Origin of the sequence: Marinarcus sediminis (SeqCode) (assembly GCF_048571275.1) — a bacterium.
Lineage (GTDB): Bacteria > Campylobacterota > Campylobacteria > Campylobacterales > Arcobacteraceae > Marinarcus > Marinarcus sediminis.
This window is the reverse complement of record NZ_CP182357.1, coordinates 884,279-907,511: the sequence shown is the minus strand read 5'-3', so window position 1 is coordinate 907,511 and position 23,233 is coordinate 884,279. Positions and strand designations below refer to the sequence as shown.

The 23,233-nt window shown below is 33.5% G+C and carries 31 protein-coding genes; 16 read left to right on the top strand and 15 right to left on the bottom strand.

The genetic code is table 11. From position 1 onward, the window contains the following. Positions 1-16 precede the first annotated feature (16 nt). The 10 genes from ACNI3C_RS04670 to ACNI3C_RS04625 form a co-directional block, all read right to left on the bottom strand. Positions 17-508: a flagellar basal body-associated FliL family protein gene (locus tag ACNI3C_RS04670; RefSeq protein ID WP_419771092.1), complete on the bottom strand. Its 492-nt coding sequence runs from the start codon at positions 506-508 to the stop codon at positions 17-19. Beyond that, positions 509-1,876, bottom strand: coding sequence for an aspartate kinase (locus ACNI3C_RS04665; protein ID WP_419771091.1), 1,368 nt, complete (start codon positions 1,874-1,876; stop codon positions 509-511). A gap of 44 nt (positions 1,877-1,920) precedes the next feature. Beyond that, a complete protein-coding gene (locus tag ACNI3C_RS04660; protein ID WP_419771090.1) occupies positions 1,921-2,577 on the bottom strand; it encodes a winged helix-turn-helix transcriptional regulator in 657 nt (218 codons plus the stop codon). Between the two features lie 36 nt (positions 2,578-2,613). Then, positions 2,614-3,009 (bottom strand): ectoine synthase, encoded by a 396-nt coding sequence (locus tag ACNI3C_RS04655; RefSeq protein WP_419771089.1) that lies wholly within the window; start codon positions 3,007-3,009, stop codon positions 2,614-2,616. Continuing rightward, a complete protein-coding gene (gene ectB / locus ACNI3C_RS04650) occupies positions 3,009-4,289 on the bottom strand; it encodes a diaminobutyrate--2-oxoglutarate transaminase (RefSeq protein ID WP_419771088.1) in 1,281 nt (426 codons plus the stop codon). Before ectB ends, ACNI3C_RS04655 begins: the two co-directional genes overlap by 1 nt. After that, entirely contained in the window at positions 4,286-4,783 is a 498-nt protein-coding gene (gene ectA / locus ACNI3C_RS04645) for a diaminobutyrate acetyltransferase (protein WP_419771087.1), read from the bottom strand. The genes ectB and ectA overlap by 4 nt, the downstream gene beginning before the upstream one ends. Before the next feature lie 246 nt (positions 4,784-5,029). Beyond that, positions 5,030-5,371 carry a MerR family transcriptional regulator gene (locus tag ACNI3C_RS04640; protein WP_419771086.1) on the bottom strand — a complete coding sequence of 114 codons (342 nt, stop codon included), beginning with the start codon at positions 5,369-5,371 and terminating at the stop codon, positions 5,030-5,032. Between the two features lie 72 nt (positions 5,372-5,443). Continuing rightward, positions 5,444-6,181 (bottom strand): YaaA family protein, encoded by a 738-nt coding sequence (locus ACNI3C_RS04635; RefSeq protein WP_419771085.1) that lies wholly within the window; start codon positions 6,179-6,181, stop codon positions 5,444-5,446. A 15-nt stretch (positions 6,182-6,196) separates the two neighbouring features. Then, complete coding sequence (locus tag ACNI3C_RS04630) at positions 6,197-6,619, bottom strand: YchJ family protein (protein ID WP_419771084.1); 423 nt, start codon at positions 6,617-6,619, stop codon at positions 6,197-6,199. Between the two features lie 68 nt (positions 6,620-6,687). Then, a complete protein-coding gene (locus tag ACNI3C_RS04625; protein WP_419771083.1) occupies positions 6,688-7,236 on the bottom strand; it encodes a hypothetical protein in 549 nt (182 codons plus the stop codon). A gap of 118 nt (positions 7,237-7,354) precedes the next feature. Between ACNI3C_RS04625 and ACNI3C_RS04620 the strand changes: the two genes are divergently transcribed. The 10 genes from ACNI3C_RS04620 to ACNI3C_RS04575 all read left to right on the top strand — a co-directional run bounded on the left by ACNI3C_RS04620 (position 7,355) and on the right by ACNI3C_RS04575 (position 14,468). Next, the gene (locus ACNI3C_RS04620; protein WP_419771082.1) at positions 7,355-7,756 is read left to right on the top strand and encodes a hypothetical protein; all 402 of its coding nucleotides are present in this window, start codon (positions 7,355-7,357) and stop codon (positions 7,754-7,756) included. Beyond that, the gene (locus ACNI3C_RS04615; RefSeq protein ID WP_419771081.1) at positions 7,753-8,928 is read left to right on the top strand and encodes an MFS transporter; all 1,176 of its coding nucleotides are present in this window, start codon (positions 7,753-7,755) and stop codon (positions 8,926-8,928) included. The genes ACNI3C_RS04620 and ACNI3C_RS04615 overlap by 4 nt, the downstream gene beginning before the upstream one ends. 1 nt (position 8,929) lies before the next feature. Next, positions 8,930-9,586, top strand: a complete 657-nt coding sequence (locus tag ACNI3C_RS04610) for an HAD family hydrolase (RefSeq protein ID WP_419771080.1) — start codon at positions 8,930-8,932, stop codon at positions 9,584-9,586. Then, positions 9,576-9,779: a hypothetical protein gene (locus tag ACNI3C_RS04605; protein WP_419771079.1), complete on the top strand. Its 204-nt coding sequence runs from the start codon at positions 9,576-9,578 to the stop codon at positions 9,777-9,779. Before ACNI3C_RS04610 ends, ACNI3C_RS04605 begins: the two co-directional genes overlap by 11 nt. 105 nt (positions 9,780-9,884) lie before the next feature. Next, positions 9,885-10,307 carry a MarR family winged helix-turn-helix transcriptional regulator gene (locus ACNI3C_RS04600; RefSeq protein WP_419771078.1) on the top strand — a complete coding sequence of 141 codons (423 nt, stop codon included), beginning with the start codon at positions 9,885-9,887 and terminating at the stop codon, positions 10,305-10,307. 10 nt (positions 10,308-10,317) lie between these two features. Further along, a complete protein-coding gene (locus tag ACNI3C_RS04595) occupies positions 10,318-11,469 on the top strand; it encodes a multidrug effflux MFS transporter (RefSeq protein ID WP_419771077.1) in 1,152 nt (383 codons plus the stop codon). Positions 11,470-11,535: 66 nt separating this feature from the next. Then, positions 11,536-11,961 (top strand): hypothetical protein, encoded by a 426-nt coding sequence (locus ACNI3C_RS04590; RefSeq protein ID WP_419771076.1) that lies wholly within the window; start codon positions 11,536-11,538, stop codon positions 11,959-11,961. Between the two features lie 87 nt (positions 11,962-12,048). Next, on the top strand, positions 12,049-13,626 hold the full coding sequence (locus ACNI3C_RS04585) for a GAF domain-containing sensor histidine kinase (RefSeq protein WP_419771075.1): 1,578 nt from the start codon (positions 12,049-12,051) through the stop codon (positions 13,624-13,626). 322 nt (positions 13,627-13,948) lie between these two features. Further along, the gene (locus ACNI3C_RS04580; protein WP_419771074.1) at positions 13,949-14,203 is read left to right on the top strand and encodes a prevent-host-death protein; all 255 of its coding nucleotides are present in this window, start codon (positions 13,949-13,951) and stop codon (positions 14,201-14,203) included. After that, the gene (locus ACNI3C_RS04575) at positions 14,193-14,468 is read left to right on the top strand and encodes a type II toxin-antitoxin system RelE/ParE family toxin (RefSeq protein WP_419771073.1); all 276 of its coding nucleotides are present in this window, start codon (positions 14,193-14,195) and stop codon (positions 14,466-14,468) included. The genes ACNI3C_RS04580 and ACNI3C_RS04575 overlap by 11 nt, the downstream gene beginning before the upstream one ends. A gap of 132 nt (positions 14,469-14,600) precedes the next feature. Here the strand turns inward: ACNI3C_RS04575 and ACNI3C_RS04570 are convergent, their stop codons facing one another. From ACNI3C_RS04570 to ACNI3C_RS04550, 5 genes are all read right to left on the bottom strand, one after another. After that, positions 14,601-15,074 carry a tetratricopeptide repeat protein gene (locus ACNI3C_RS04570; protein ID WP_419771072.1) on the bottom strand — a complete coding sequence of 158 codons (474 nt, stop codon included), beginning with the start codon at positions 15,072-15,074 and terminating at the stop codon, positions 14,601-14,603. 17 nt (positions 15,075-15,091) lie between these two features. Beyond that, positions 15,092-15,478 (bottom strand): tetratricopeptide repeat protein, encoded by a 387-nt coding sequence (locus ACNI3C_RS04565; protein ID WP_419771071.1) that lies wholly within the window; start codon positions 15,476-15,478, stop codon positions 15,092-15,094. A 17-nt stretch (positions 15,479-15,495) separates the two neighbouring features. Further along, positions 15,496-16,728 (bottom strand): tetratricopeptide repeat protein, encoded by a 1,233-nt coding sequence (locus ACNI3C_RS04560; protein WP_419771070.1) that lies wholly within the window; start codon positions 16,726-16,728, stop codon positions 15,496-15,498. Positions 16,729-16,931: 203 nt separating this feature from the next. Beyond that, positions 16,932-18,161 (bottom strand): BaiN/RdsA family NAD(P)/FAD-dependent oxidoreductase, encoded by a 1,230-nt coding sequence (locus ACNI3C_RS04555; RefSeq protein ID WP_419771069.1) that lies wholly within the window; start codon positions 18,159-18,161, stop codon positions 16,932-16,934. An 8-nt stretch (positions 18,162-18,169) separates the two neighbouring features. Beyond that, positions 18,170-18,487, bottom strand: coding sequence for a cupin domain-containing protein (locus tag ACNI3C_RS04550; protein ID WP_419771068.1), 318 nt, complete (start codon positions 18,485-18,487; stop codon positions 18,170-18,172). 211 nt (positions 18,488-18,698) lie between these two features. Here ACNI3C_RS04550 and ACNI3C_RS04545 point away from each other — a divergent pair, with 211 nt between their 5' ends. From ACNI3C_RS04545 to cysD, 6 genes are read left to right on the top strand one after another with little or no spacing between them, the layout of a single operon-like run. Beyond that, entirely contained in the window at positions 18,699-19,964 is a 1,266-nt protein-coding gene (locus tag ACNI3C_RS04545; protein ID WP_419771067.1) for an O-acetylhomoserine aminocarboxypropyltransferase/cysteine synthase family protein, read from the top strand. A gap of 9 nt (positions 19,965-19,973) precedes the next feature. After that, positions 19,974-20,387 (top strand): Rrf2 family transcriptional regulator, encoded by a 414-nt coding sequence (locus ACNI3C_RS04540; protein WP_419771066.1) that lies wholly within the window; start codon positions 19,974-19,976, stop codon positions 20,385-20,387. 20 nt (positions 20,388-20,407) lie between these two features. Beyond that, on the top strand, positions 20,408-21,328 hold the full coding sequence (gene cysK, locus ACNI3C_RS04535; protein WP_419771065.1) for a cysteine synthase A: 921 nt from the start codon (positions 20,408-20,410) through the stop codon (positions 21,326-21,328). A gap of 35 nt (positions 21,329-21,363) precedes the next feature. Next, the gene (locus tag ACNI3C_RS04530; protein WP_419771064.1) at positions 21,364-21,588 is read left to right on the top strand and encodes a DUF2061 domain-containing protein; all 225 of its coding nucleotides are present in this window, start codon (positions 21,364-21,366) and stop codon (positions 21,586-21,588) included. Positions 21,589-21,596: 8 nt separating this feature from the next. After that, positions 21,597-22,298, top strand: coding sequence for a phosphoadenylyl-sulfate reductase (locus ACNI3C_RS04525; RefSeq protein WP_419771063.1), 702 nt, complete (start codon positions 21,597-21,599; stop codon positions 22,296-22,298). A gap of 23 nt (positions 22,299-22,321) precedes the next feature. Further along, on the top strand, positions 22,322-23,233 hold the full coding sequence (cysD, locus tag ACNI3C_RS04520; protein ID WP_419771062.1) for a sulfate adenylyltransferase subunit CysD: 912 nt from the start codon (positions 22,322-22,324) through the stop codon (positions 23,231-23,233).

Below are 23,233 nucleotides of genomic sequence, written 5' to 3'. Positions count from 1 at the left end.
TAAGCACTTGTATATATTATTTCATCACAAAAGTGGTAAAAAGAATCTTTTTTATGCTGTTTTCTTTCATATGCGTATACTCATTTTTCCAAGAGTTCACTGTGCGATTGATTTGAACGAGTAAATCCTCTTTTAAGAGAAGTTGTCCCCCAATGGTTAAAAGCTCTTCACTGTTTCTTTGGTTGATCAGTGAAATCACCAAATCAATGATTTCATCTTTATTGTTTTGAACCATCTCTTCAATCATGGAGTCGGAACTTTTTAATGTAAACGAGAACTTCATTAACTTTAATCGTCCCTTTGCACTTGTGATATTCAATACCAAATCATTAATCGATGCATTGTATAACTCTTGATGTTTTATGGGCATTGCTTGCGGAGTTGTTTCAATCTGTATATTTTGATTTATTTGGTTATTTTGATAAATAAAATAACCCCCAACACATACCACGGCAATCAAAATCAAAACCAAAAATATTAAAATATTTAAAATCACTTTATCTCTCATCTAGCACCCTATATTCAGCATCTTTTCATGTAAAATTTCCAAAGCAATATCAGAAATGGTTTGTGAAACACCAATATGAAATGAAATTTTTGAAGGACTCATATCAAACATTTCAAAGGTGATGTTTTTCTCTTTGAGTGCACTGATAGCATCTACAATGGCAAACGAATTCTCTTTTAATCCAATCCCCACAAGCGTAATAATAGAGAGATTATACGTCACAAACAGATGATCGGTTTTAAGCCGTTTTTCGATTTGACGTCGCAAATTATTGATTTTACCTTGCAAATCTTCTTGCTCAACTAGGATTGAAATATCGTCTTTATCGGTGGGATAATGATAGGTATTAATGCCAAATTCACCAAATATTTTCAACAACTCTGCACTGAAACCAATCTCTTCTCCCAACATATCTTTTTGAAGATGGATGGAAGCCATGTTATCAAGTTTTGCAATTCCCACCAAATCTTCCATGGGTACACGTTCACTGATAATAATTGTCCCTGCATGTTCTGGGTTATTGGTATTTTTAATATGAATGGGGATTTTACTTTTTTTACAATTAAGCATGGCATTAAAGTGAAAAACATTAAAGCCTTTAGAACTTAAAAGTCGTAACTCTTTAAATGTCAATCGAGGAATGACGTTGGCTTCTGGAATAATTCTGGGGTCAACTTCATACACGCCATTGGTGTCTGTCCAATTTTCATAACTGTCAGAATCTAACGCATACGCCAACTCACCACCGGTTAAATCACTTCCTCCACGACTCATAACTGCAATCTCATTTTGTAGTGTAATGCCGTAAAATCCTGGGACAATATAGATTTTTTCTTCCTCAAACTTAAAATAGTGTTTGACATTTTCATAGGTTTGGGCTTGAACTTTTCCATCCAAATAGTCTTCGCTTAAAATAAACCCTATCTCTTCAGGCAGACTCAAGTGTGCATTCAAACCAATTCTTTTCATATACGCACAGATGATTTTTGCATTATAGTGTTCACCACGAGAAAGAAAAAAAGCCTCTCTTTTTTCAGCTTTGAGCGTACATTGGGTTAAATCTTTCTCTAAAAATGGAATAAAATCATCCTCTTTTAACTCCAAGCCTTTACACAAATCTTTAAATTTTTTAATGACAACGGCATAACTTTTAGTTTTACTGATATCGATATTATGTTCCCTAAAATGAGAACCCTCTGTTACAATATTGAGAAGATGATCGGTAATTTTTTGATGAAACTCTTCATCTCGACCGGGGGCAGAGACAACGATAACTTCTCTTTTTTTATTGCTTAAAACAATGTTACACACTTTTTTAATTTGAGAAGGATTCTGCACCGAACTTCCTCCAAATTTACATACAATCATAGTTTATTTTCCTTATTTTTCATTCAAACCATTTGAGATTATTTTTAGGAATTCATAATAACTTTATAGCCGCGATTACGAATGGTTGAAACAATATCAAGATTACAACTCTTTCGTATTTCATTACGAATGAGATTGATATTGACTTCAACAATATTATTTGAAACCATTTCAGGTTCATCCCATAATACGCCTATGATTTCATCTTTAGAGATTACAGGCAGATGACGATTTTTAAGTAAATAAAAAAGAATCTCAAAAGATTTTCCTTTGATATTTAAGGCTTTATTATTCACATCAAGCACTTTTTTATTGACTTTATCAATAATAAAATGGTTCTTAAAATTAAAATGCGTTACAAAGTTTTCTCGATGAATGGATTCCAATTTGGCAAAAAGAAGCTCATTGGAAACGGGTTCATGAATGACATCAAGGGCTCCTTGCTGAAGCAATTCTAACTCAAAGACTTTATCTTTATTGCTTGTCACAACTATAAAAGCACACGTTTGAGCATTAATGATTTTTAAAAAACGTTTACACACATGCAAATTTTGAGTTGTGATTAATACGGCATTGTAGTACCGAACTTCACAATGGTAAAGTGCATCCAATTCATCTTCTGCAACATCACAAATATAGAGTTCTTCTTTACGTAAATGATTAATTAATGCTTTATCAATGCCCCAAGATAAGAGTCTCATTGAATAAATGATCCTTTTTGTTTAATTATTTAGTATCTACTCTTCTAAAGAGTAGACTCCGTTTTCATCGTGATTTTCGGTTCCTTTAATGGGAGGATTAAATGTGCAAATCAATCGCATGTCTTCTGTTCCCCCGTATAAATTGTGATCATCATGTTCATTGAGTGCATACATCACACCATCATATATATCATGAACAATCCCCGTTTTTAAATCTTCAATTTTCCCATTCCCTGCCACACAATAAACTGCTTCTAAATGGTTTTGATAATGAATATGTGTTTTGGTGTTGGCTTTAATGATGGTCTCATGAAATGAGAATCCCATGCCATCATCTTTTAACAACATTCTTCTGCTCACCCATTGTCCTTCATGAGCATGAACCTCTTTTGACGTACCCATAACATCTTTTTTAATATCTCTTACTATCATTAAAATTCTCCGCTTAATTTCTCTTTTCTGTCTTGCACCAATCGGTCAACTGCCTTTTCAAATCGTTTCAATCCTTCAACTAAAATCTCTTCGTCAATAAGTAAAGGAGGTAAAAATTTGACCACTTGACCTTCACTTCCACACGTTTCAATAATCAGTCTCTCTTCAAAAGCTAAGGCTGAAATATCGCTTGCCATTGATGTATCATTGACAATCTCAAATCCATAGACCAAACCTCGACCTCTGATTTTTATCTCATAATTCTCTTTATACTTTTGAGCAATTTTTTCCAGTGTCTCTTTTAAGATTTTCTCTTTATATTTCACCGCTTTTGACATATTGTCATTTTCCCAATAGTGTTCAAGCGAAACTTTAGAAGCAACAAAAGCCAAATTATTTCCCCTGAATGTTCCCGTATGTTCCCCTGGTTTCCACTGATCAAGTTGGGGTTTAAAAAGAAGCAGTGCCATAGGCAATCCACCCCCAATTGATTTAGACAACGTCACCATATCAGGGGTAATACCTGCAAACTCAAAAGAGAAAAACTCGCCACTTCGACCATTACCTACTTGAATATCATCTACAATCAATAAAATATCAAACTCATGGCAAATAGACTCTAACTCTTGAAGCCACGCAGCACTGGAGACATTAATTCCACCCTCTCCTTGAATCGTCTCTAAAATTACAGCCGCAGGCAAATCAACACCACTGCTGCCATCTTCTAAGAACTTTCTAAAATACGTCAAAGTATTCATATCGCCAAAATAACCATCAAAAGGCATAAAGGTGGCATTGGTTCTACTGATATAACTCTCATCTCTGTACTCATTATTGCCTGTTACTGCCAATGATCCTTGAGATAACCCATGATATCCATTGGTGAAGGCAACGACGTTGCTTCTTCCTTTAACCAATCGTGCCAGTTTCAGTGCAGTTTCAACGGCATTGGTACCAGTAGGTCCTGTAAATTGAATTTTATACTCTAAATTTCTTGGCTTTAAAATTAAGTTTTCAAATGTTTGCAAAAACTCTTTTTTTGCAGTTGTAGCCATATCTAATCCATGAACAATTCCATCAGCTTGCAGATACTCAATTAACGCTTTACTGATATGTTCATTGTTGTGTCCATAATTCAGTGTTCCTGCACCTGCAAAAAAATCAATATATTCTACACCTTGTTCATCTGTTAAAATAGAACCTTTTGCTTTGGTAAATATGGTTGGGAAACTTCTGATGTATCCCCTTACTTCCGATTCTAATTTTTCAAATATTCTCATTTTATTCCTTTATTTATTGGTCCAATTTCAAACAACACTTCTTCTTCATGTCCATGTACAAAATCCTCTTTTTCAAAAAGAATGCTTGCTTTCATATTGGTATTAAACTTTTCTGCAATTTTCTGAAAAACTCTTTGTGACGATTTATTACTGGGAGAGACTGTTGTATTGATATACTCTACTGCCACCATCTCTTTTGCTTGTAAAATATTTTCAATAATTTGACAAGCAAGATTTTTACCTCTTTGCTTTTCATGAACAACCACTTGCCAAATAAAAAGCGTATTGGGTTTGTCGGGGATGATATAACCAGAGACAAAACCAACAACTTTACTATTCTCAACGGCAACACAACAACTGTTTTTGAAATGAGTTGTTTGTAACAAATAGAGATATTCAGAATTCACATCTAAAACTTGACTTTTACACACCAAAGTATAAATCTCTTTTAAATCAGATTTAGTTGGTTTTCTAAAATGTAATTCATGTTCCATGCTACTCCTTACTTTTTTATAATTGCATGTAAATATTTTACATATTAACTGTAAAATATTTACATAAAATGTAGTAATTTATAACATAAAAATCTTAATATAAGATTAAATATTGCTTAAGAAGAGTGAGCTAAAGGAGACTAAAGTAGTTTATATAGGGGATTCATAGGATAATTGGTATTTTCTAAAAGGGTGGGTAGAAAAATATAAATAAGAAGTAGAAAAGAGAGTGCTTTCTCCTCTCTTTTAAAAAGATTCTAAATCTTGAATATCTTGACTTGAAATATTTTCCAGTTTAGATTCAACAATATTGAGAAATTCACTTCTGTTTTTTTCGTCCATATTTTTTTCGACCATCTCTAAGATATATTTAATGCCATTGGCATTGATTTTTTTAATATTGGCTAAATAGTGTACAAAAGCAATCACTTTAACATCATTGATTGAGTATAACTTTTTAATGCTGCTCTCTTTACAAGGAAGCAGTCCCTTATCTTCATAAATTTTGAGTGTTCTGACTTTTGTATTTAAAAGTTCAGCAATGCTGCTCAAAGGCAACACGCACTTTTCATTGTCTAATAGTGCCAATTCATTGTCCTTAAATTGTTTTGACCTGCATTTTATAAAAGAATTACTTAAAATATAAACATCTCAATAAAATTAAACAATATCCATGATAAGTAGTTTAATATTCTTTTTCTGTTGAATTTCAATAAGTTTTAACCCCTCTATTGGCATATTCATGAACTCACTCACGGTTGTTATACCATTTTTTGCCATTTCCTTTAACACTTTACCTCGATAGTGTTTTGCCCAATGGCTGACCACTTTGCCCTCTTTAATAAATTTTAGAGTAATCACACTAGCATGAGTTGCTTTATAAAATTTTTCATAAAAACCGGCTCTTAAATCCATGATTTCTTCACCCAAAAATAGATCCAAGGCATGGGTAAAATGGTCACTGTAATATTTTTCAACCATCACATTGGGAAGTTTGGCCCCTTGTTTGTATTTGTAATCGGGAATTAAATCCTTGGCCATCAAAGGACCAAATAAGTTGGAAAAAAGAATGACATTGTCATCTATGTAGTTTTGAGCATGAGATTCCAGTTGGTTATACTCTAATGCATCAAAAGCAACACCATTGTATCGTTGAATGGCTTTCATGGTAGGTTTATCTTTTAAGCTATGCGAGTATTTTATAACATCTTGCTCTTTTTTGATGCCAAACCATTGGCTTAACGCCTCTAAATCTAACTGTTGAATATGATTTTCATACTCATTAAGAATAAACTCTCGGTGCGAAAAAAGATCTTCAAAACAAAAATTCTCTTTACAAAAAGGCGTTCCGTTTCCCCCTTCATTTTTACTCTCCGCTGGGGCTAACAATATTTTCATCTGATGGTGTCTCGCTTATATCTGTTCAAAAATCTCTCCGTTGGCATAATACCATTGTTCATTCTCTTTGAGAAATTGACTGCGTTCAGTAAAAGAGCAATCTTTCCCTTGAACACTTAACACCGCTCGGAAAGTAACATAAGCTTCATTGCCCTCTTCGGTAAAATCAAATATTTTCAAATTTTCAAAAGTGGTCATTTTCATAAAGTCATCAATTTCTTTTAGCCAAGAGCGCTTATTTTCGTTGTATTGAGGGTGAGACGTATGTGTGGTTTGAATAATATACTCTGAGTGCTCTTTTGCATAGGCACTGTATCTTGATGCCATTAACTCGCACGCATTTTTTACTTTTTCAACGCCGTCATGAAAAAGTTTACAACATTGTTCATAGGGTTTTCCACTGTTACACGGGCATAAGTCATCATGTTGAGATTTCATTTTTTATCCTTAACAGAAGTATTGTGTTCATTACAATTGAATAGTTAACTATAACACAATTGTGATATTTAGTAAAGTCGATTCTGCTTAGACTCTTTTTTTATTTTGAGCTCTTTTTTTGTGATAATACGCCGTATCTCTTTTTTAATATAGGTCAATACATAGTTGATATTTTCACCTTGAATTTTGGTGATTTCTTGTTGACAATTTTGACAACTGAAACTGATTTCCTGTAATAAAAAATCGGTATTATAAGAGAGTTCCCCATTGCATTTAGGACAAAAACACCAAAGAGATTCAATTGAATTCTCTTTCCATTGCCACTTCCAAAGTGCATTTTTAATGCTTTCAGAGCGATAATTGGCATAAAAAGACTTTCTGGGTTTTGTATAATACAACGTATATAAAACATATCCAAACCCAACCATTGAAAACAGAACTAAAAAGAGTAAAATCCATCCATTAACTTTGTATGAACCAATTAATGCTGATCTTATATGTTCATGCACAATTAAAATATTCTCTTTAAAGGCAGGAACAAATATAAAAAGCAGTAAAATGAAAAGTGTAAAAAAAGACAGAAGTGGCAAATATTTATTTTGATTCATATGTTTCACGAGTAAATTACTTTCATTAAAAGAGTTTAAAGGCGATTATACTATAAAAAGAGTTTAAAATTTAGTTAAATTTAAAAACTTTTTTGTACTATATATAAAATATAATTAAGGACAAACAATGAACGAAGCTGCTGGCTTTCCATTAGAAATCATTTCAAATATCGTATCTCTGGCCGTCGTCATTGCCATCTTGTATAAATTGTTTCAATACAAAAAGAAAATAACAGTGATTCAAGGTTTAAGTGATTTACAAGAGAAAAACGAACTGACCAGCGAAGATAAAGCATTTGTTGCTTCAAATTTGCAAGAGTATAAAATACAGTATCAAAAAGATCAAGCCCTCATTAAGTTAGCTTACCCTGTTTTTATTTTAATTATTGGACTATTGATGTTTGCTTTTTCAACCAAAGAAGCCCTGATTCATATCAACATTGTGGTAGTAACATTGGCGTACTTATTTATCTCTAAAATACATACATCAAACTACATTAAGCTTCTGGAAGATATTCAAAAACAATGAGAAGTTACAGTAAGATTCTTCTGTGCTCAGTCCTGATACTTTTTTCAAGTTTGGGATTGGGACGATTTGCATTTGGCATGATTTTGCCCAATATGCAAGAGAGTCTTCTGCTTACAACTACCCAAATAGGATTCATAGGTACGGCAAATTTTATAGGCTATTTTATAGGGATTTTATTCACAAGCAATTTGTATAATCGATTTGAAACCTATAAACTTATTCCCACTGCTCTGTTTTTTCAAGGTGGCTCTATTTTAGCCATCTCCTTTTCAAACAGTTATATCTCAGCATCTGTTTTTTATACCATCAGTGGTTTTTTTGCTGCCATTTCAACCATATCTATTATGGTCTATATCTCACATATTATTCCAGAGAATCAAAAAGGAAAAGCCTTAGGCATAGTCACCATGGGAAATGGGTTTGGTATCATTGTTTCTGGATTACTTGTCCCTTTGATTCATGCCATATATATTGAAACTTCATGGCGAATCTCTTGGGCACTGTTTGCATTAACCATTGTGATTATCTCTGTATATGTTCAAAACAGTTTAAAAATCCATGATACCCAACAAAAACACTCCTATAACAAAAACATAAAAGAGATAATTAAAACCTTCAAGTTCTGGAAAGTGGCAATTTTATATCTTATTTTTGGCATCACTTATGTGGTTTATGTTACCTTTTTTGTTACGGCATCCATTGAAAAATTTCAAGTCTCAACCTATCAAAGTGGGTTGTTTTGGACAATATTAGGTCTGACCAGTTTGGCTTCTGGTCCTGTGTTTGGAACACTCAGCGATAAAATGGGTGGTTATAAAAGTTTGATACTGATTTATCTTCTACAAACCGTTTCAATGCTAATTTTAGTATTTCATTTACCCATGTATACTCTTTATTTTTCTGCGTTTATTTTTGGATTATCTGCTTGGGCTATTCCCTCAATTATTGCTCTTTTAAGTTCACAAGAGTTTGACAAAACAAGAACCGCTCAAGTCTTTTCACTCGTGACGTTAATTTTTGCTGTGGGACAAGCTATTGCACCTGTTGGCGCTGGATTTATTCATGATATTTATGATAACTTTACATTGGTATTTGCAGGGTGCGCTTTCTTAACACTTTTTGGAACTCTCTTTGCCTTTTTAGTGCAAACAAAAACAGAAAACAAGGGATAAGATGAAAACAAAAGCATTGATATTTGATTTGGACGGCACATTAATTGATTCTCTTTTAGATATGGCTTTGTGTATGAACCAAGTCTTAAAAGAGTTTGATTTGCCCACCCATGAACTGAACGCTTATAACCACTTTGTAGGCGATGGTGTTTTGTTTTTAACTCAAAGAGCTGTACCCAAAAATACAACACAAGAAGTGATTGAGAAAGTGGTAACTCGATACAAAGAGGTCTATGACAGCGTTGTTTGTCAAAATACCAAAGCGTATGCAGGCATTTATGAATTGCTTGATAAACTGCAAACCAACCATCTTAAAATGGCTGTTTTATCCAATAAACCACATGAATTTACACTTAAATATGTTGAAACAATTTTTGGAGCATTTAACTTTTGTGAAGTGCATGGTCAAAAAGAGAATGTACCGAAAAAACCGCATCCACAAGGAGCCATTACCATTGCAAAAAATTTCAACTTAAATCCCGACGAAATTTTCTATATTGGTGATACTCCAACGGATATATACACAGCAAAAAATGCAAACATGAAAAGTATTGGTGTATTATGGGGATTCAGAACTAAAGAGGAGCTACAAGAAGCAGGGGCTGATTTTTTGGTAAGTCACCCTACTCAAATATGGAATATTATCTGTGAACATTGAACTTCGTTTTTTACAAAAAGCCATCCAAGATAAGAATTTTGTCAATTTTTCTTATGAAGATTCAACCATAAAAAAGTCTGAACTTCAAAAAATTACCCAAGAAAACAACCTTTACTATGTGCATACCCAAAACAAAATTTTTGAGTATGCTAAAATCAAAAACATTCAAATTCTCAAAGAAAAATTTAACTGAATTCTGTATCTTTACATAAGCAAACAAACTTTTTTATTTTTTTAATAGGAATCAAAGGTTGTACATGCAACTATTGCACCTTTAAAAAAAATTTACTGGATAAGAATGCATTCAAAAATGAATACTTCAATTGGATTTAAAATCAATGAAGTTGCTTTACAAATTAACATCAATTTTAATAAAGTTTTGGAACCCTACGGTATTGCTGTAGAACAAAGAGGAACACTGGAAATTATAAAAAATGATCCCCGTGTCAATCAATCTGTCATTGCAAACATACTCAAAAAAGATAAAACCACTATCAGTCGAGGCTTGAATTCTTTAGAAAAAAAAGGATTAATCTATAAAGAGGAAAGTTCAACTGACAAAAGAGCAAAAATGATAAAACTGACTCAAAAAGGGGAAGCCATTTTAGAAGAGAGTTTAGAAACAGCAAAAACATTCAGAGAAACTATCAGTTCAAACTTAAGCCAAGAAGAGCTCCATACGCTCTTCTCTTTACTTGACAAAATATCAGCTACACTATAAAAGGTTTAAGTTGAAAAAAACCATCAATCATGTCTATTTAATTGTTTTATTGGCTCTTCTTTCAGCAGTAGCTCCTATTGCTATAGATTCATACATTCCATCCATTCCTGCCATGGCAAAAGATTTTAATGTATCCATAGAAAAAATAGAGTTAACTCTCTCGATTTTTCTCATTGGATTTGCGATTGGGCAAATATTTGGCGGTATCTTATCGGACAACATTGGACGACGTAAAAGTTCTCTTTTGGGCCTTTTGGGATTTGCATTTTTTAGTTTGTTGATGATTTTTAGTACTCACATTTATGAACTTTGGCTTTACCGATTTATTGAAGCTTTTTTTGGTGGACTTATTGTAGTAAATGCCAGCGCTGCAGTGCGTGATTTATTTCATGGACAAGAAGCAGCAAAAGTGTTTTCCCTCATTGGAACCGTACGAAGCCTTGCCCCACTTCTTGCACCTGCAATTGGTGCATTTATCATACACTTTTTTTCATGGCAAGCAGTCTTTATATTTTTAACACTCTATGCGGTGATTATGGCATTTTTTATCTTCAAAGATTTTAAAGAGACCTATACTTATACCAAAAGAAAGGCCTTAGAATCGTATAAAGCAGTTTTAACTAACCAAAAAGCAATGCGCGTCATGCTCGTGCTTGGATTAAGTTTTTCAGGTATGTTTTCACTCATTGCAAAATCATCGTTTATCTATATTGAACATTTTCAAATCTCAACGGATTTGTTCCCTTTTTTCTTTGGATTTAATATTGTCATTTTAATGCTGATGATTCGAGTGAATATTAAATTATTGACAAACTATTCCGCCATTGTGCTGATTAAACGTGCCATTATGGGGCAACTTATTATTGGCGTGTGTTTTATCCTTTTTGCCCAAGATATTGGCCTTATTGGTGCCATGTTTTTTATTGCCTCATTTATGAGTTTAAACGGTTTTATTTATGGAAACTGTACGGCCTTAGCACTGGAAAACTTCTCTAAAAATGCAGGCGTTGCCTCTTCGGTTATTGGAGTCATTCAATTTGGAGTAGGTGCAGTCATTTCAGCAGCGGTTCTCATGTTTCACTCAAACAGCTTGCTCCCTATTGCTGTGAGCATTACCCTTATTGCTTTTGTAGCCTTTCTTCTTATCCGCAACTATAAATAATATTTATTTTAAAGTTACTTACAATCTTTGATGTATTATACTCTGAACACAATGTAAGGAGTTCCTATGTTAAAGATTGTTTCTATACTCATATTTATGATGCTTCTTTTAAATGCTAAAGAGCTTACTGACCCTGCAGTTATTTTCCAAAAAAAGTGCCAAATGTGCCATGCACTGAACTCTCCTAGCAATGATGCCGAACTTAAAAGTATGGCAGCACCATATATGCCTTTGGCCATGAAAAGTGTCGTAACAGGTATTGATGCCATTGAAGAACCCAAAAATAACCAAGAATTAAAAACCCTCACGGTTGCTCACATAAAAGATTATATTTTTAATCCCAGTGCAGAAAAAAGTTTTTGTGAAGATATTATTTTTGAGAAATTTCGTTACATGCCCCCATTAGGAAGATTTATTTCAAAAGAGGAGGCAACTATCGTTGCGCCTTGGGTATACGACAATTTTGCACCCATAAAATACAAAGTTGATTAAATCTAATTTAAATTATTAAAGTAGTTTTAAAAAATTTGTTATACCATATAAATATGTTATTTTTGTAATTATTTTAGGGAGGAGCATGTGCTAAATATTTTTGACGACCTTATTTTATGGACAGATGAAAATGATCTTATTATTGATGCGAATGCGCTGTTTCTTAATTGTATAGAAAAAACCAAAGAAGAAATTATAGGGAAAAAAGAGGAAAATCTTTTTGACATTCACATTACTTCTGATATAGAACTCAGCGATAACAATACCCCTATTTATGAAGAAAACATCATATTTGCAAACAACATACAAAAATATTACAAAACAAAAAAAGAGTGCGTGTTTCAAGAAAATATCAAAAAATTTAAAATAACACGAAAAGATATCAGTGAATATAAAAAATGTACCGCCATATACAATGATCATAAAATCCTCTTGAAACATATTGCCTCTGGCACCGATATCAAAGTGATTTTAGAAGAAATTATCAAATCGGTGGAATCTCGCAATCCAAGTATGTTTTGCTCAATTTTATTGTTGGATGAATCAAAAACAAAACTCATAACGGGTGCAGCACCCTCTTTACCTGATTTTTACAATGAAAAAATCAACGGCATGACCATTGGTGAAAAAGTGGGTTCATGTGGAGCGGCTGTATTTTTAAAAGAAAAAGTCATAGTAGAAGACATTGCCACACATGAAAACTGGAAATATGCCAAAAACCTTGCAAAAAAAATCAATGTGCATGCGTGTTGGTCACAACCCATATTTTCAAGCAATAATGAAGTATTGGGTTCCTTTGCCATTTATTATAACAAAACACGAAAACCCACCGATTTTGAAAACCTCTTAATCGAAGATATTGCAAGTATTACTGGAATTGCTATTGAAAAACACTTGAATCAACTCAAAGCTCAAAAAGAACAAGAGATAGTAGAACAACAAGAACAACTCCTGATGCACCGGTCAAAACAAGCCATGATGGGGGAAATGCTGGAAAATATTGCCCACCAATGGCGACAACCTTTATCCATTATCTCCACTTATGCAACAGGTATTTTAATGAAAAAAAAATACGGTTTATCTAACGAAGAGGAGGAGTACAAAGCACTTGAAGCGATTAATATTAATGCCCAATATCTTTCAAATACCATTGAAGATTTTAGAAATTATTTCACCTCTACTACCACAAAAACGCAGTTCAGTATCATAGAGTGTTTGGAACACACCAGCAAACTCATTGAATCGCGTTTGGAGATTGAGAAAATAAAACTCATTACCAATATCCAAGATGTACAAATTAACAGTTATAAAAATGAACTCACACAAGTCTTTATGAACATATTCAATAACTCGGCAGATGCTTTGGAAAAAATTGAGACAAAAGACCGATATATTCAAGTGAATGTCTATGAAGAAGAGGGCTTTATGGTACTTAAATCAATAGATTCAGGCAACGGTGCTCAAGATCACATCATTAAAAGAATTTTTGAGCCTTATTTTACAACAAAACACCAAAACTACGGAACAGGCATTGGACTTTATATGTGTCAAGAGATTATAGAAAAACATATGAGAGGAACCATTTCTGCTCGTAATTCAAAGTTTACATTTAAAAATAAAACCTACCTAGGCTTAGAGTTTACAATCAAAATTCCACTGAATTAGAAGTACGAAGCGTCATATTTTTTTACTGTTTTAAACTGTTTTTTGTAATCTACTCTAACAATGTTTTATCTTTATAATCAATATCAATCTGAACTCTCAAACCTTTTGTTCTATTGTTAATAGCCTCTTCTAAAACCTCATTGGCATTTGACTTTATTTACACATGCAAGATAGGTAATCGGTTTTTTAACGCAATCCGTCGTGAACTTAGGGAAAATACTGATTAATCCTTTTAATCGTAACGATAATGAAAACGATATCTTTTGACAAATTCCAAGATATGTTATATAATACTTTTAAAAGTACTATTAAGGATACTGTTATGGTAATAAATGCCAATGAAGTTAAAACAAAAGGGGTATCACTCTTCGGAAAACTTCTTGAAAAAGTAGATGAACTGATCATTAATGTAAGAGGAAAAAATCAATACGTTGTTTTAGATATTCAAAGATACCAAGAACTTCGAGCCAATGAATTGGATTTGGCCTATTTAAAATCGGTTCAAGATATAGAAAAAGGAAATTATAAAGTTCAAAGTGCTAAAGAGCATATTGAAGAGCTAAGAAATGAGCTATAAGTTAATCATCACCGATGAATACAAAAAAAGAGTCAAAAAATTTCTAAAAAAACACCCCGATATGTTTGAAAGGTATGCAAAGGGTATCCATATCTTAGAACACGACCCTTTTCACACTAGTTTGAGACTGCACAAACTGAGAGGAAAATTATCGGATTTTCACTCTATTTCTATCAATATGGAGTATCGAGTTATTGTTGATTTTATTATAAAAGAGAATGAGATTATTCCCATTGATATAGGTACGCATGATGATGTGTATTAAACTTTTAGATTTCCTATTGAAGACCTAACGGTCTCCGCTTCTTCACATTTTGTCGCAAAAAGTAAAACCAGTGATTGCACTCTCTTTGAGAAAAAGCCACGCTCAGCTTCTGTATAAGTGTTTCTTTGACATCTATAATAATTGATTAATAGAATTTCTCTTCTTTTCAAAAATATCTAAATTTGAATGTCCTTTAGGAAAAGCTAATTTAAAAATGTCAATAGCTTTATCTATAAATATACGTGCTTTTTGTAAATTCTCTTCTCCTCCTAACTCTTGATAAATCGAAGAGAGATTATTATAACTTGTTGCCAAAGAAGGATGATTCTTATCCAATACTTTCTCTCTTATCTCTACTGCTTTATTTTGATACTCAAGTGCTTTTTGTAAATTCTCTTCTCCTCCTAACTCTTGGTAAATCGAAGAGAGATTATTATAACTTGTTGCCAAAGAAGGATGATTCTTATCCAATACTTTCTCTCTTATCTCTACATCTTTATTTTGATACTCAAGTGCTTTTTGTAAATTCTCTTCTCCTCCTAACTCTTGATAAATCGAAGAGAGATTATTATAACTTGTTGCCAAAGAAGGATGATTCTTATCCAATACTTTCTCACTTATCTCTACATCTTTATTTTGATACTCAAGTGCTTTTTTAAATTCTCTTCTCCTTCTAACTCTTGGTAAATCAAAGAGAGATTATTATAACTTGTTGCCAAAGAAGGATGATTCTTATCCAATACTTTCTCTCTTATCTCTACTGCTTTATTTTGATACTCAAGTGCTTTTTGTAAATTCTCTTCTCCTCCTAAATTTTTATAAATCAAAGAGAGATTATTATAACTTGTTGCCAAAGAAGGATGATTCTTATCCAATACTTTCTCTCTTATCTCTACTGCTTTATTTTGATACTCAAGTGCTTTTTGTAAATTCTCTTCTCCTCCTAAATTTTTATAAATCAAAGAGAGATTATTATAACTTACTGCCAAAGAAGGATGATTCTTATCCAATACTTTCTCACTTATCTCTACATCTTTATTTTGATACTCAAGTGCTTTTTTAAATTCTCTTCTCCTTCTAACTCTTGGTAAATCAAAGAGAGATTATTATAACTTACTGCCAAAGAAGGATGATTCTTATCCAATACTTTCTCTCTTATCTCTACTGCTTTATTTTGATACTCAAGTGCTTTTTGTAAATTCTCTTCTCCTCCTAACTCTTGGTAAATCGAAGAGAGATTATTATAACTTACTGCCAAAGAAGGATGATTCTTATCCAATACTTTCTCACTTATCTCTACTGCTTTATTTTGATATTTAAGTGCTTTTTTTATTGATGAGAATGTAAACTTATCTTCATGAAGTTCTGCTATATTTTCATATATTGTTATTAATATTTCTTCATTCTCTATATCTTCCAATGCTTTTTCATAATATTCCAATGCTTTGTCTTTTTGACTGGCTTGAAAATATTGGTTTGCCATTTCAAAAAATCTTTCTCCATCTTCAATAAAATCAATAATTTCATTTTGAGCATGAGAATTTGCAAAACCATGAAAATCTTTGTATATTGTTTTTTTACTTATATTAAAAAGAGTATCCAATATTTTTAGAATATCTTTCTTCATATTCTTTTCTATCTCAACTTTAAAGATATAATTTTCATCATCTAATTCATCTTCTTGTTTACTGAACAAAAAGATACTGTCTTGTTGAAGTATTCTTTCTGATAAGTAAGGGGGTTCCCAAAGAATAAAATGGCTTACTAACTCATTTTTAGTACCATCTTCTAAAATATCTTTATAAAATTCACTAATACAATATGTCAATTGCTCACTATTAATTCTTTTATAATTTATAATATCTTGTATATCTTTTAAAATATATACTCGTCCATTGATGTCTTCTTTAGAACTGCAAGCAAACCATAAAGCAACTGCGACATTTTTTGAAAAATCTAAAAAACAAGTGGCTGCACCATAGTGTTGAAGCTTCGCAAGAATTTCTAAATCGCTTAATTCCCCTATCTCACTTTGATGATATTTATTTGATTTAAACTCTTCAATGAGTTGTTCATGATATACGGAAAGGTTATTTTTAACTTTGATTTTGTCTTTATACTTTTGCTCTATTCGACGGTATGCAGAAGATTGTAACTTATAATTAATGGAACTGTGCCCTCTAAAGATAGGGTCTTTGAATTCTGCTATTTCTCTGAGAAATTTATAAAAGTGAGGGATTGTTTTTATTGTTTTTATCATCTAAAGCCTTAGTATTGATTAGATAATCATACATAAAATAACATAAATATTACAATATATTCCAAATAACGGCTAGAAATGAGTCTATTTTGTTCTAGTTCAAGGCGAAGCTCAAAATATGGGAGGAGCATACTAAAAGTATGTGACGAGTATATTTTGAGATTCAACGCAGAAATCGGACAAAAGTGGCTGATTTATAGCCGTTATTTTTTTGCTAGGCTAAGGCCTGCTAAGTAACCTGACGCCCACGCGAAATGCAGATTATATCCACCCCTATTCCCCACTATATCTAAAACCTCTCCCGCTAAATACAGCCCTTCCACTTTCTTACTCTCAAAAGTCTTATTATCCACCTCATCGGTTCTTATTCCTCCACCACTTGCTTCTGCGTGTTTGAAGCCTTGGGTATCTGTGATTTTAAATCTCCAGTTTGTGAGAGTATTTATTAGACTTCTTATTTGTTTGGCGTTTATATCTTTTGCTTTTGTTTCTTTGTCTATGCTGTTTATTTGACATATTACGGGAGAGAGTTTGTTTGATACTATTCCTGTTAGTAGTAAGACTGCATTTGAGTTTGGTAGGGTTTTAAATAGGTTTTCTATTTGTCCTAGAAGTTCATTTCGGTTTATATTTGGGAAAAGATTTATTGATAGTTGAACATCTTGGTAAAGGCTTAGAGGATATACGGCATGTTGTGAAATATCTAGAATAGCAAATCCTGATAAGCCGTATTTTGTAAAAAGTACATCACCATATATTTCACACTCTTTTTTTCCATCAAGATATAAAGATACATTTGCCTCTTTTTTTACCCCTTGTATTCTTGAGGCTTGTTCAAAATTGGTATGAAGTCCTACAAGTGAAGGGTAAGTTAGGTTGTAGGTGTGCCCAAATTTTTGGGCTATATTCATACCCTCTTCACTGGCTCCTAGTTGTGGTGCTGCTCCTAGACCTGAGCTGATTACTACTTTGTCATAATCTTTGAACTCTTTATCTTCACTTTTTACTGTGAATTTATTTTTTGTTTTTTCTATATCTATTACTTTCGTCTCTAGAATTAGATTTACTCCTAGATTTTCAAGTTCATTTTCTAATAGGTTTACTACTGATTTGGCTTCATTTGATAGGGGATATACTTTATTTGTCTCTTTTATATCAAGTAAAAGCCCAATACTTTTGCAAAACTTTTCAAAAGCTTTATAATCAAACTCTTTTAAAGCATAACTTGTAAAGTTTGGATTCTCTCCTATAAAGTTCTCTACTCCGGCTTGGGTATTAGAGATATTACATCTTCCATTTCCTGATGCCAGTATCTTTTTACCTATGGCACTGTTATTATCGAAGAGGTCTATTTTTATATTTTTGTTTAATCTTTTGGCAGTGATGGCAGATATTATTCCTGCTGCTCCTGCTCCTATTATTGCTATTTTCAATGTTACCCTTACTGATAAAAAATCGCTAACCAAATGGTTGGCTCGTTTAGATGGGTATATTTTACTCTATGTTTGGTGAAAGCTGGTATATTTACAGCTTCGCCTTCATTTAATTCTAGGGTTTCATTTTCAAATTCTAAAAGCGCTTTGCCCTTTAACACCAATACAAATTCACTCTCATGTTGTTCATACCAAAAATTTTCTGGCGATTTTTGTCCATTTGAAACAATCTTTTCTATACGAATGACCTCATTTTTGAAAATTTCTGAAAAATTTTCACTTTTTTTATCCACTAAAATGTTATTATAAAAACTTATTTTATCCATATTTTACAATACCTTTACTCTTACGTTCTTTGGGCTATTGTAACATATTTCCAGCTTCAGTTCAATACATACCATACTAAAATAATCAAGATTTAAATACACACCTATTTATAGTATGATTAGATTAATCACCATTAAATTACTTGACATTAATAAAAAAATAGTATAAACTTCCAACATATATTTTAAATAGAAACAAAAAAGGACAAAAATGCAACAAGAAACCATTGCTATTCATGCAGGATATGACAACAAAGAGGGTTATGGAACAATGAGCGTTCCTATTGCGCAAACAACAGCGTATGCTTTCAGAGATGCTGAACATGCAGCTAACTTATTTGCACTTAAAGAGTTAGGACCAATCTACACAAGATTGACCAACCCAACAACCGATGTATTGGAAAAAAGATATGCCGAACTTGAAGGTGGAGCCGCTGCTATTTGTGTGGCTTCTGGACAATCTGCTATTTTTTATGCCATTGCAAACGTCGCAGAAGCGGGGGATAATATCATTATCTCTGACAAACTTTATGGTGGTGCAGTAACACTTTTGACCCATACCATTAAACGATTTGGCATCACAGCAAAAGTATTTAAAAGTGCCGATGCTTCAAATTTAGAAGCGTTAATTGATGACAAAACAAAAGCAATTTTCTTTGAGTCATTATCTAACCCACAAATTGCCATTACCGATGTAGAAAAAGTCGTTGCCATTGCGCAAAAACATGGTGTCATCACAGTATGTGATAACACTGTTGCAACAGCAGCTTTGTTTAACCCTATCAAATGGGGTGTAGATGTGGTTGTGCACTCAACAAGTAAATATACCAATGGACAAGGAACTGCGATTGGTGGAATTGTTGTTGAGAGAGCAGGCTTAAATGAACTGTTTAAAACTTCACCAAGATATACACATTTTAGTACACCCGATGAGTCGTATCATGGTTTGGTCTATACCGATGTTCCTCTTCCAAACTTCTGTTTGAGAATTCGATTGGCGCTTTTACGAGATATTGGAGCCGCCCAATCACCGTTTAACTCTTGGTTACTTTTACAAGGTTTGGAAACGCTTAAAATCAGAGTTGACCAACACTCTAAAAGTGCTTTAGAAGTGGCAAAATTTTTGGAATCGCACCCTAAAGTTGTGAATGTTTCCTATCCAGGTTTAACAAACAACAGTGAATATGCACGAGCACAAAAATATTTCAAAGAGGGAAAAGCCTCTGGGTTACTCTCTTTTGAAGCCCAATCATACGAAGAAGCAAAACGAATCATTGACAGTGCAAAACTCTTTTCAGTGGTGGTTAATATTGGTGATTCTAAATCATTGATTGTTCACCCTGCAAGTACAACTCACTCTCAAATTCCAGCGGATGAGCTGATTAAAGCCGGTGTTAATCCAGCGACAGTAAGATTGAGTATTGGTCTTGAAGATCCAAAAGATTTAATTGAAGATTTAACACAAGCGTTGGCGTAAGGGGTTATTATGCCACTGATTTCTTCAAAAGGCATGTATGGTTTAAGTGCCATGCATGAGTTGTATCAACATCAAAAGGGTGAGCCCATGCAAATCAGAGAGATTTCTGCAAATGCAAACATCCCGCAAAACTACCTTGAACAACTTTTAAGTAAGTTGAGAAAAGCGAAGTTAGTAAAAAGTATTAGGGGCTCAAGAGGTGGATATATGTTGGCAACAGAGCCAACAAATATTTTGGTCAAAGATATTTTAATTGCACTTGAAGATGGAATTAAAATCAGTGATACTCGAAGTCAAAACCCAGTATTGAACATCTTTTTAGATGAAACAAAACAAAAAGTTGAGAAAATTTTTGATTTGACACTGCAAGACTTGGAAGAGTATCAAGATAAATATAACCAATATTTACACTACAATATATAAATTAAACATAGGAGTTGAAGATGAAATATGCAGATAATGTTACAGAATTAATTGGAAATACGCCACTTGTAAAGCTACAAAAAGCAAGCACAAATGGAGTAACCGTTCTTGGAAAATGTGAATTTATGAATCCAACACATTCCGTTAAAGACCGAATTGGTTTTAACATGATCAATGAAGCGTTAAAAGCAGGACTTATCACAGAAGGTACAACCGTAATTGAACCAACAAGTGGAAATACAGGAATTGCACTTGCAGCTGTTTGTGCAGCCAAAGGAATCAAACTTATTCTTACCATGCCAAGTTCAATGAGTATTGAAAGAAGAAAACTTTTACAAGCATTGGGTGCAGAACTTGTATTGACAGAGCCTGAAAAAGGAATGAAAGGGGCTGTGGATAAAGCCGATGAATTGAGCAAAACCATTGAGAACTCATTTGTGCCTCAACAATTTGCCAACGAAGCAAACCCTGCAATTCACAGAATTACCACTGCGCAAGAGATTTTAAACGATACCGATGGAAAAGTCGATATCTTAGTTGCAGCTATTGGTACAGGTGGAAGTATTACAGGAATTGGGGAAACGTTAAAAAAACACAACCCAAACATTCAAGTTATTGCTGTTGAGCCTGAAGCATCACCTGTATTAAGTGGTGGAAAACCCGGTCCTCATAAAATCCAAGGAATTGGAGCGGGATTTGTACCTGCTGTGTTAAATACAACGCTATATGATGAAGTGATTCAAGTCAGCAATGAGAATGCCATTGCCACTTCAAGAGCCGTTGCAAAAGAAGAAGGAATTTTAGTGGGTATCTCTGCTGGAGCGAACATCTATGTTGCTTCACAAATTGCAGCAAGAGCTGAAAACAAAGGTAAAACAATCGTTACGATTCTTTGTGATACAGGGGAGAGATATTTAAGCGCAGGATTATATGACGAATAGGTCATATAATCTCTTATATTTTAAGGAAGAAGTGAATGCAAGAAAAAGCTTATAGATCGGTTATTAAAACTATATCATGGAGAACAGTAGGTACGCTTGACACCATGATTATTTCATATTTTATTACAGGCAATTTAATAATGGCCGCATCTATTGGTTCGATTGAAGTAGTTACAAAAATGATTTTGTACTACTTTCATGAAAGAGCATGGAATAAAATCAGTTTAGGCAGAATCAAAGCGCCTGAGTATCAAATTTAGGAATTTAGATGTTGGATAAAGTAAAAGAGTTAAATGAAAAATTCAAAACGGCTTCACCACAAGAAGTGTTGGAATATTTTTTAAAAACCTATAAAGGTAAAATTGCCCTTTCAAGCAGTTTTGGAGCAGAAGATCAAGTCTTAACGGACATGATTTTAAAACAAGACAAAAGTGCAAAAATATTTACCCTTGATACTGGAAGACTTCCCTATGAAACCTACAGTGTCATGGACAATACCAATTTAAAATACAACATCAAAGTGGATGTCTATTTTCCCGATGCAAAAGAGGTTGAAACTCTGTATAAAGAGCAAGGAATCAATGGCTTTTATGAGAGTATTGAAAACAGAAAGAGATGCTGTTTTGTCAGAAAAATAGCCCCTCTTCAAAGAGCCTTACAAGGTTTAAATATTTGGATTACAGGTTTGCGAGCTTCTCAAAGTATCACACGAGAAGCCATGCACCTTGTAGAGTATGATGAAAACAACAAAGTCATCAAACTCAATCCTCTTTTACTTTGGAGCGAAGAGGATGTTTGGGACTACATTAAAACCCATAAAGTGCCTTACAACAAACTTCATGACCACGGTTACCCTTCAATTGGTTGTGCACCATGTACGAGAGCCATAAAAGAAGGTAAGGACATACGAAGTGGACGATGGTGGTGGGAAAACCCTGAACATAAAGAGTGTGGTTTACACAAAAAATAATTGAGATAATTGGAGAAAATTTTATGATAAGTACAGAAAGGTTGACACACTTAAAACAGCTTGAAGCTGAATCAATTCATATCATGAGAGAAGTGATAGCTGAGTTTGAAAACCCAGCTATGCTTTACTCAGTAGGTAAAGATTCTGCTGTAATGCTGCACCTTGCGGTCAAAGCATTTCACCCAGCAAAACTTCCTTTCCCTCTGCTTCACGTAGATACCACATGGAAGTTTAAAGAGATGATTGAGTTTCGAGACCAAAGAGCCAAAGAGCTTGGATTTGAACTTTTAGTCCACGTCAATCAAGATGGAATTGACCAAGGCATTGGCCCATTCACGCATGGAAGTGCTGTGCATACCGATGTCATGAAAACAGAAGGCTTAAAACAAGCTCTTAACAAATACAAGTTTGATGCCGTATTTGGAGGAGCCAGAAGAGATGAAGAGAAATCTCGAGCCAAAGAGAGAATCTATTCATTTCGAGATGAAAAGCACCGATGGGATCCAAAAAACCAACGACCAGAGCTTTGGAATATCTATAACTCAAGAGTTCACAAAGGGGAATCAATTCGAGTTTTCCCTATTTCAAACTGGACAGAGCTTGATATTTGGCAGTACATCTATTTAGAAGGGATTCCTATTGTTCCTTTATACTACGCTAAAAAAAGACCTGTTGTTGTACGTGATGGGGTTAAGATTTTAGTCGATGACGAAAGGCTTCCTTTAAAAGAGGGTGAAGTGCCATCAATGGAGAGCGTTCGATTTAGAACCTTGGGATGTTACCCATTAACAGGAGCAGTTGAGAGTGAAGCCAACACCTTGCCTGAAATTATTCAAGAGATGTTGTTGACAAAAACAAGTGAGAGACAAGGTCGAGTCATTGATAATGATTCCGCTGGATCAATGGAAAAGAAAAAAATTGAGGGGTACTTCTAA

What these genes read in the sequence shown, in the direction of transcription:
- cysD (WP_419771062.1), top strand. Translation starts at nt 22,322, where the DNA reads ATGATAAGTACAGAAAGGTTGACACACTTAAAACAGCTTGAAGCTGAA.
- ACNI3C_RS04525 (WP_419771063.1), top strand. Translation starts at nt 21,597, where the DNA reads ATGTTGGATAAAGTAAAAGAGTTAAATGAAAAATTCAAAACGGCTTCA.
- ACNI3C_RS04620 (WP_419771082.1), top strand. Translation starts at nt 7,355, where the DNA reads ATGAACGAAGCTGCTGGCTTTCCATTAGAAATCATTTCAAATATCGTA.
- ACNI3C_RS04635 (WP_419771085.1), bottom strand. Translation starts at nt 6,181, where the DNA reads ATGAAAATATTGTTAGCCCCAGCGGAGAGTAAAAATGAAGGGGGAAAC.
- ACNI3C_RS04540 (WP_419771066.1), top strand. Translation starts at nt 19,974, where the DNA reads ATGCCACTGATTTCTTCAAAAGGCATGTATGGTTTAAGTGCCATGCAT.
- ACNI3C_RS04655 (WP_419771089.1), bottom strand. Translation starts at nt 3,009, where the DNA reads ATGATAGTAAGAGATATTAAAAAAGATGTTATGGGTACGTCAAAAGAG.
- ACNI3C_RS04550 (WP_419771068.1), bottom strand. Translation starts at nt 18,487, where the DNA reads ATGGATAAAATAAGTTTTTATAATAACATTTTAGTGGATAAAAAAAGT.
- ACNI3C_RS04590 (WP_419771076.1), top strand. Translation starts at nt 11,536, where the DNA reads ATGTTAAAGATTGTTTCTATACTCATATTTATGATGCTTCTTTTAAAT.
- ACNI3C_RS04615 (WP_419771081.1), top strand. Translation starts at nt 7,753, where the DNA reads ATGAGAAGTTACAGTAAGATTCTTCTGTGCTCAGTCCTGATACTTTTT.
- ACNI3C_RS04545 (WP_419771067.1), top strand. Translation starts at nt 18,699, where the DNA reads ATGCAACAAGAAACCATTGCTATTCATGCAGGATATGACAACAAAGAG.
- ACNI3C_RS04575 (WP_419771073.1), top strand. Translation starts at nt 14,193, where the DNA reads ATGAGCTATAAGTTAATCATCACCGATGAATACAAAAAAAGAGTCAAA.
- ACNI3C_RS04560 (WP_419771070.1), bottom strand. Translation starts at nt 16,728, where the DNA reads ATGATAAAAACAATAAAAACAATCCCTCACTTTTATAAATTTCTCAGA.
- ACNI3C_RS04660 (WP_419771090.1), bottom strand. Translation starts at nt 2,577, where the DNA reads ATGAGACTCTTATCTTGGGGCATTGATAAAGCATTAATTAATCATTTA.
- ACNI3C_RS04530 (WP_419771064.1), top strand. Translation starts at nt 21,364, where the DNA reads ATGCAAGAAAAAGCTTATAGATCGGTTATTAAAACTATATCATGGAGA.
- ACNI3C_RS04610 (WP_419771080.1), top strand. Translation starts at nt 8,930, where the DNA reads ATGAAAACAAAAGCATTGATATTTGATTTGGACGGCACATTAATTGAT.
- ACNI3C_RS04665 (WP_419771091.1), bottom strand. Translation starts at nt 1,876, where the DNA reads ATGATTGTATGTAAATTTGGAGGAAGTTCGGTGCAGAATCCTTCTCAA.
- ACNI3C_RS04600 (WP_419771078.1), top strand. Translation starts at nt 9,885, where the DNA reads ATGCATTCAAAAATGAATACTTCAATTGGATTTAAAATCAATGAAGTT.
- cysK (WP_419771065.1), top strand. Translation starts at nt 20,408, where the DNA reads ATGAAATATGCAGATAATGTTACAGAATTAATTGGAAATACGCCACTT.
- ACNI3C_RS04630 (WP_419771084.1), bottom strand. Translation starts at nt 6,619, where the DNA reads ATGAAATCTCAACATGATGACTTATGCCCGTGTAACAGTGGAAAACCC.
- ACNI3C_RS04670 (WP_419771092.1), bottom strand. Translation starts at nt 508, where the DNA reads ATGAGAGATAAAGTGATTTTAAATATTTTAATATTTTTGGTTTTGATT.
- ACNI3C_RS04580 (WP_419771074.1), top strand. Translation starts at nt 13,949, where the DNA reads ATGGTAATAAATGCCAATGAAGTTAAAACAAAAGGGGTATCACTCTTC.
- ectB (WP_419771088.1), bottom strand. Translation starts at nt 4,289, where the DNA reads ATGAGAATATTTGAAAAATTAGAATCGGAAGTAAGGGGATACATCAGA.
- ectA (WP_419771087.1), bottom strand. Translation starts at nt 4,783, where the DNA reads ATGGAACATGAATTACATTTTAGAAAACCAACTAAATCTGATTTAAAA.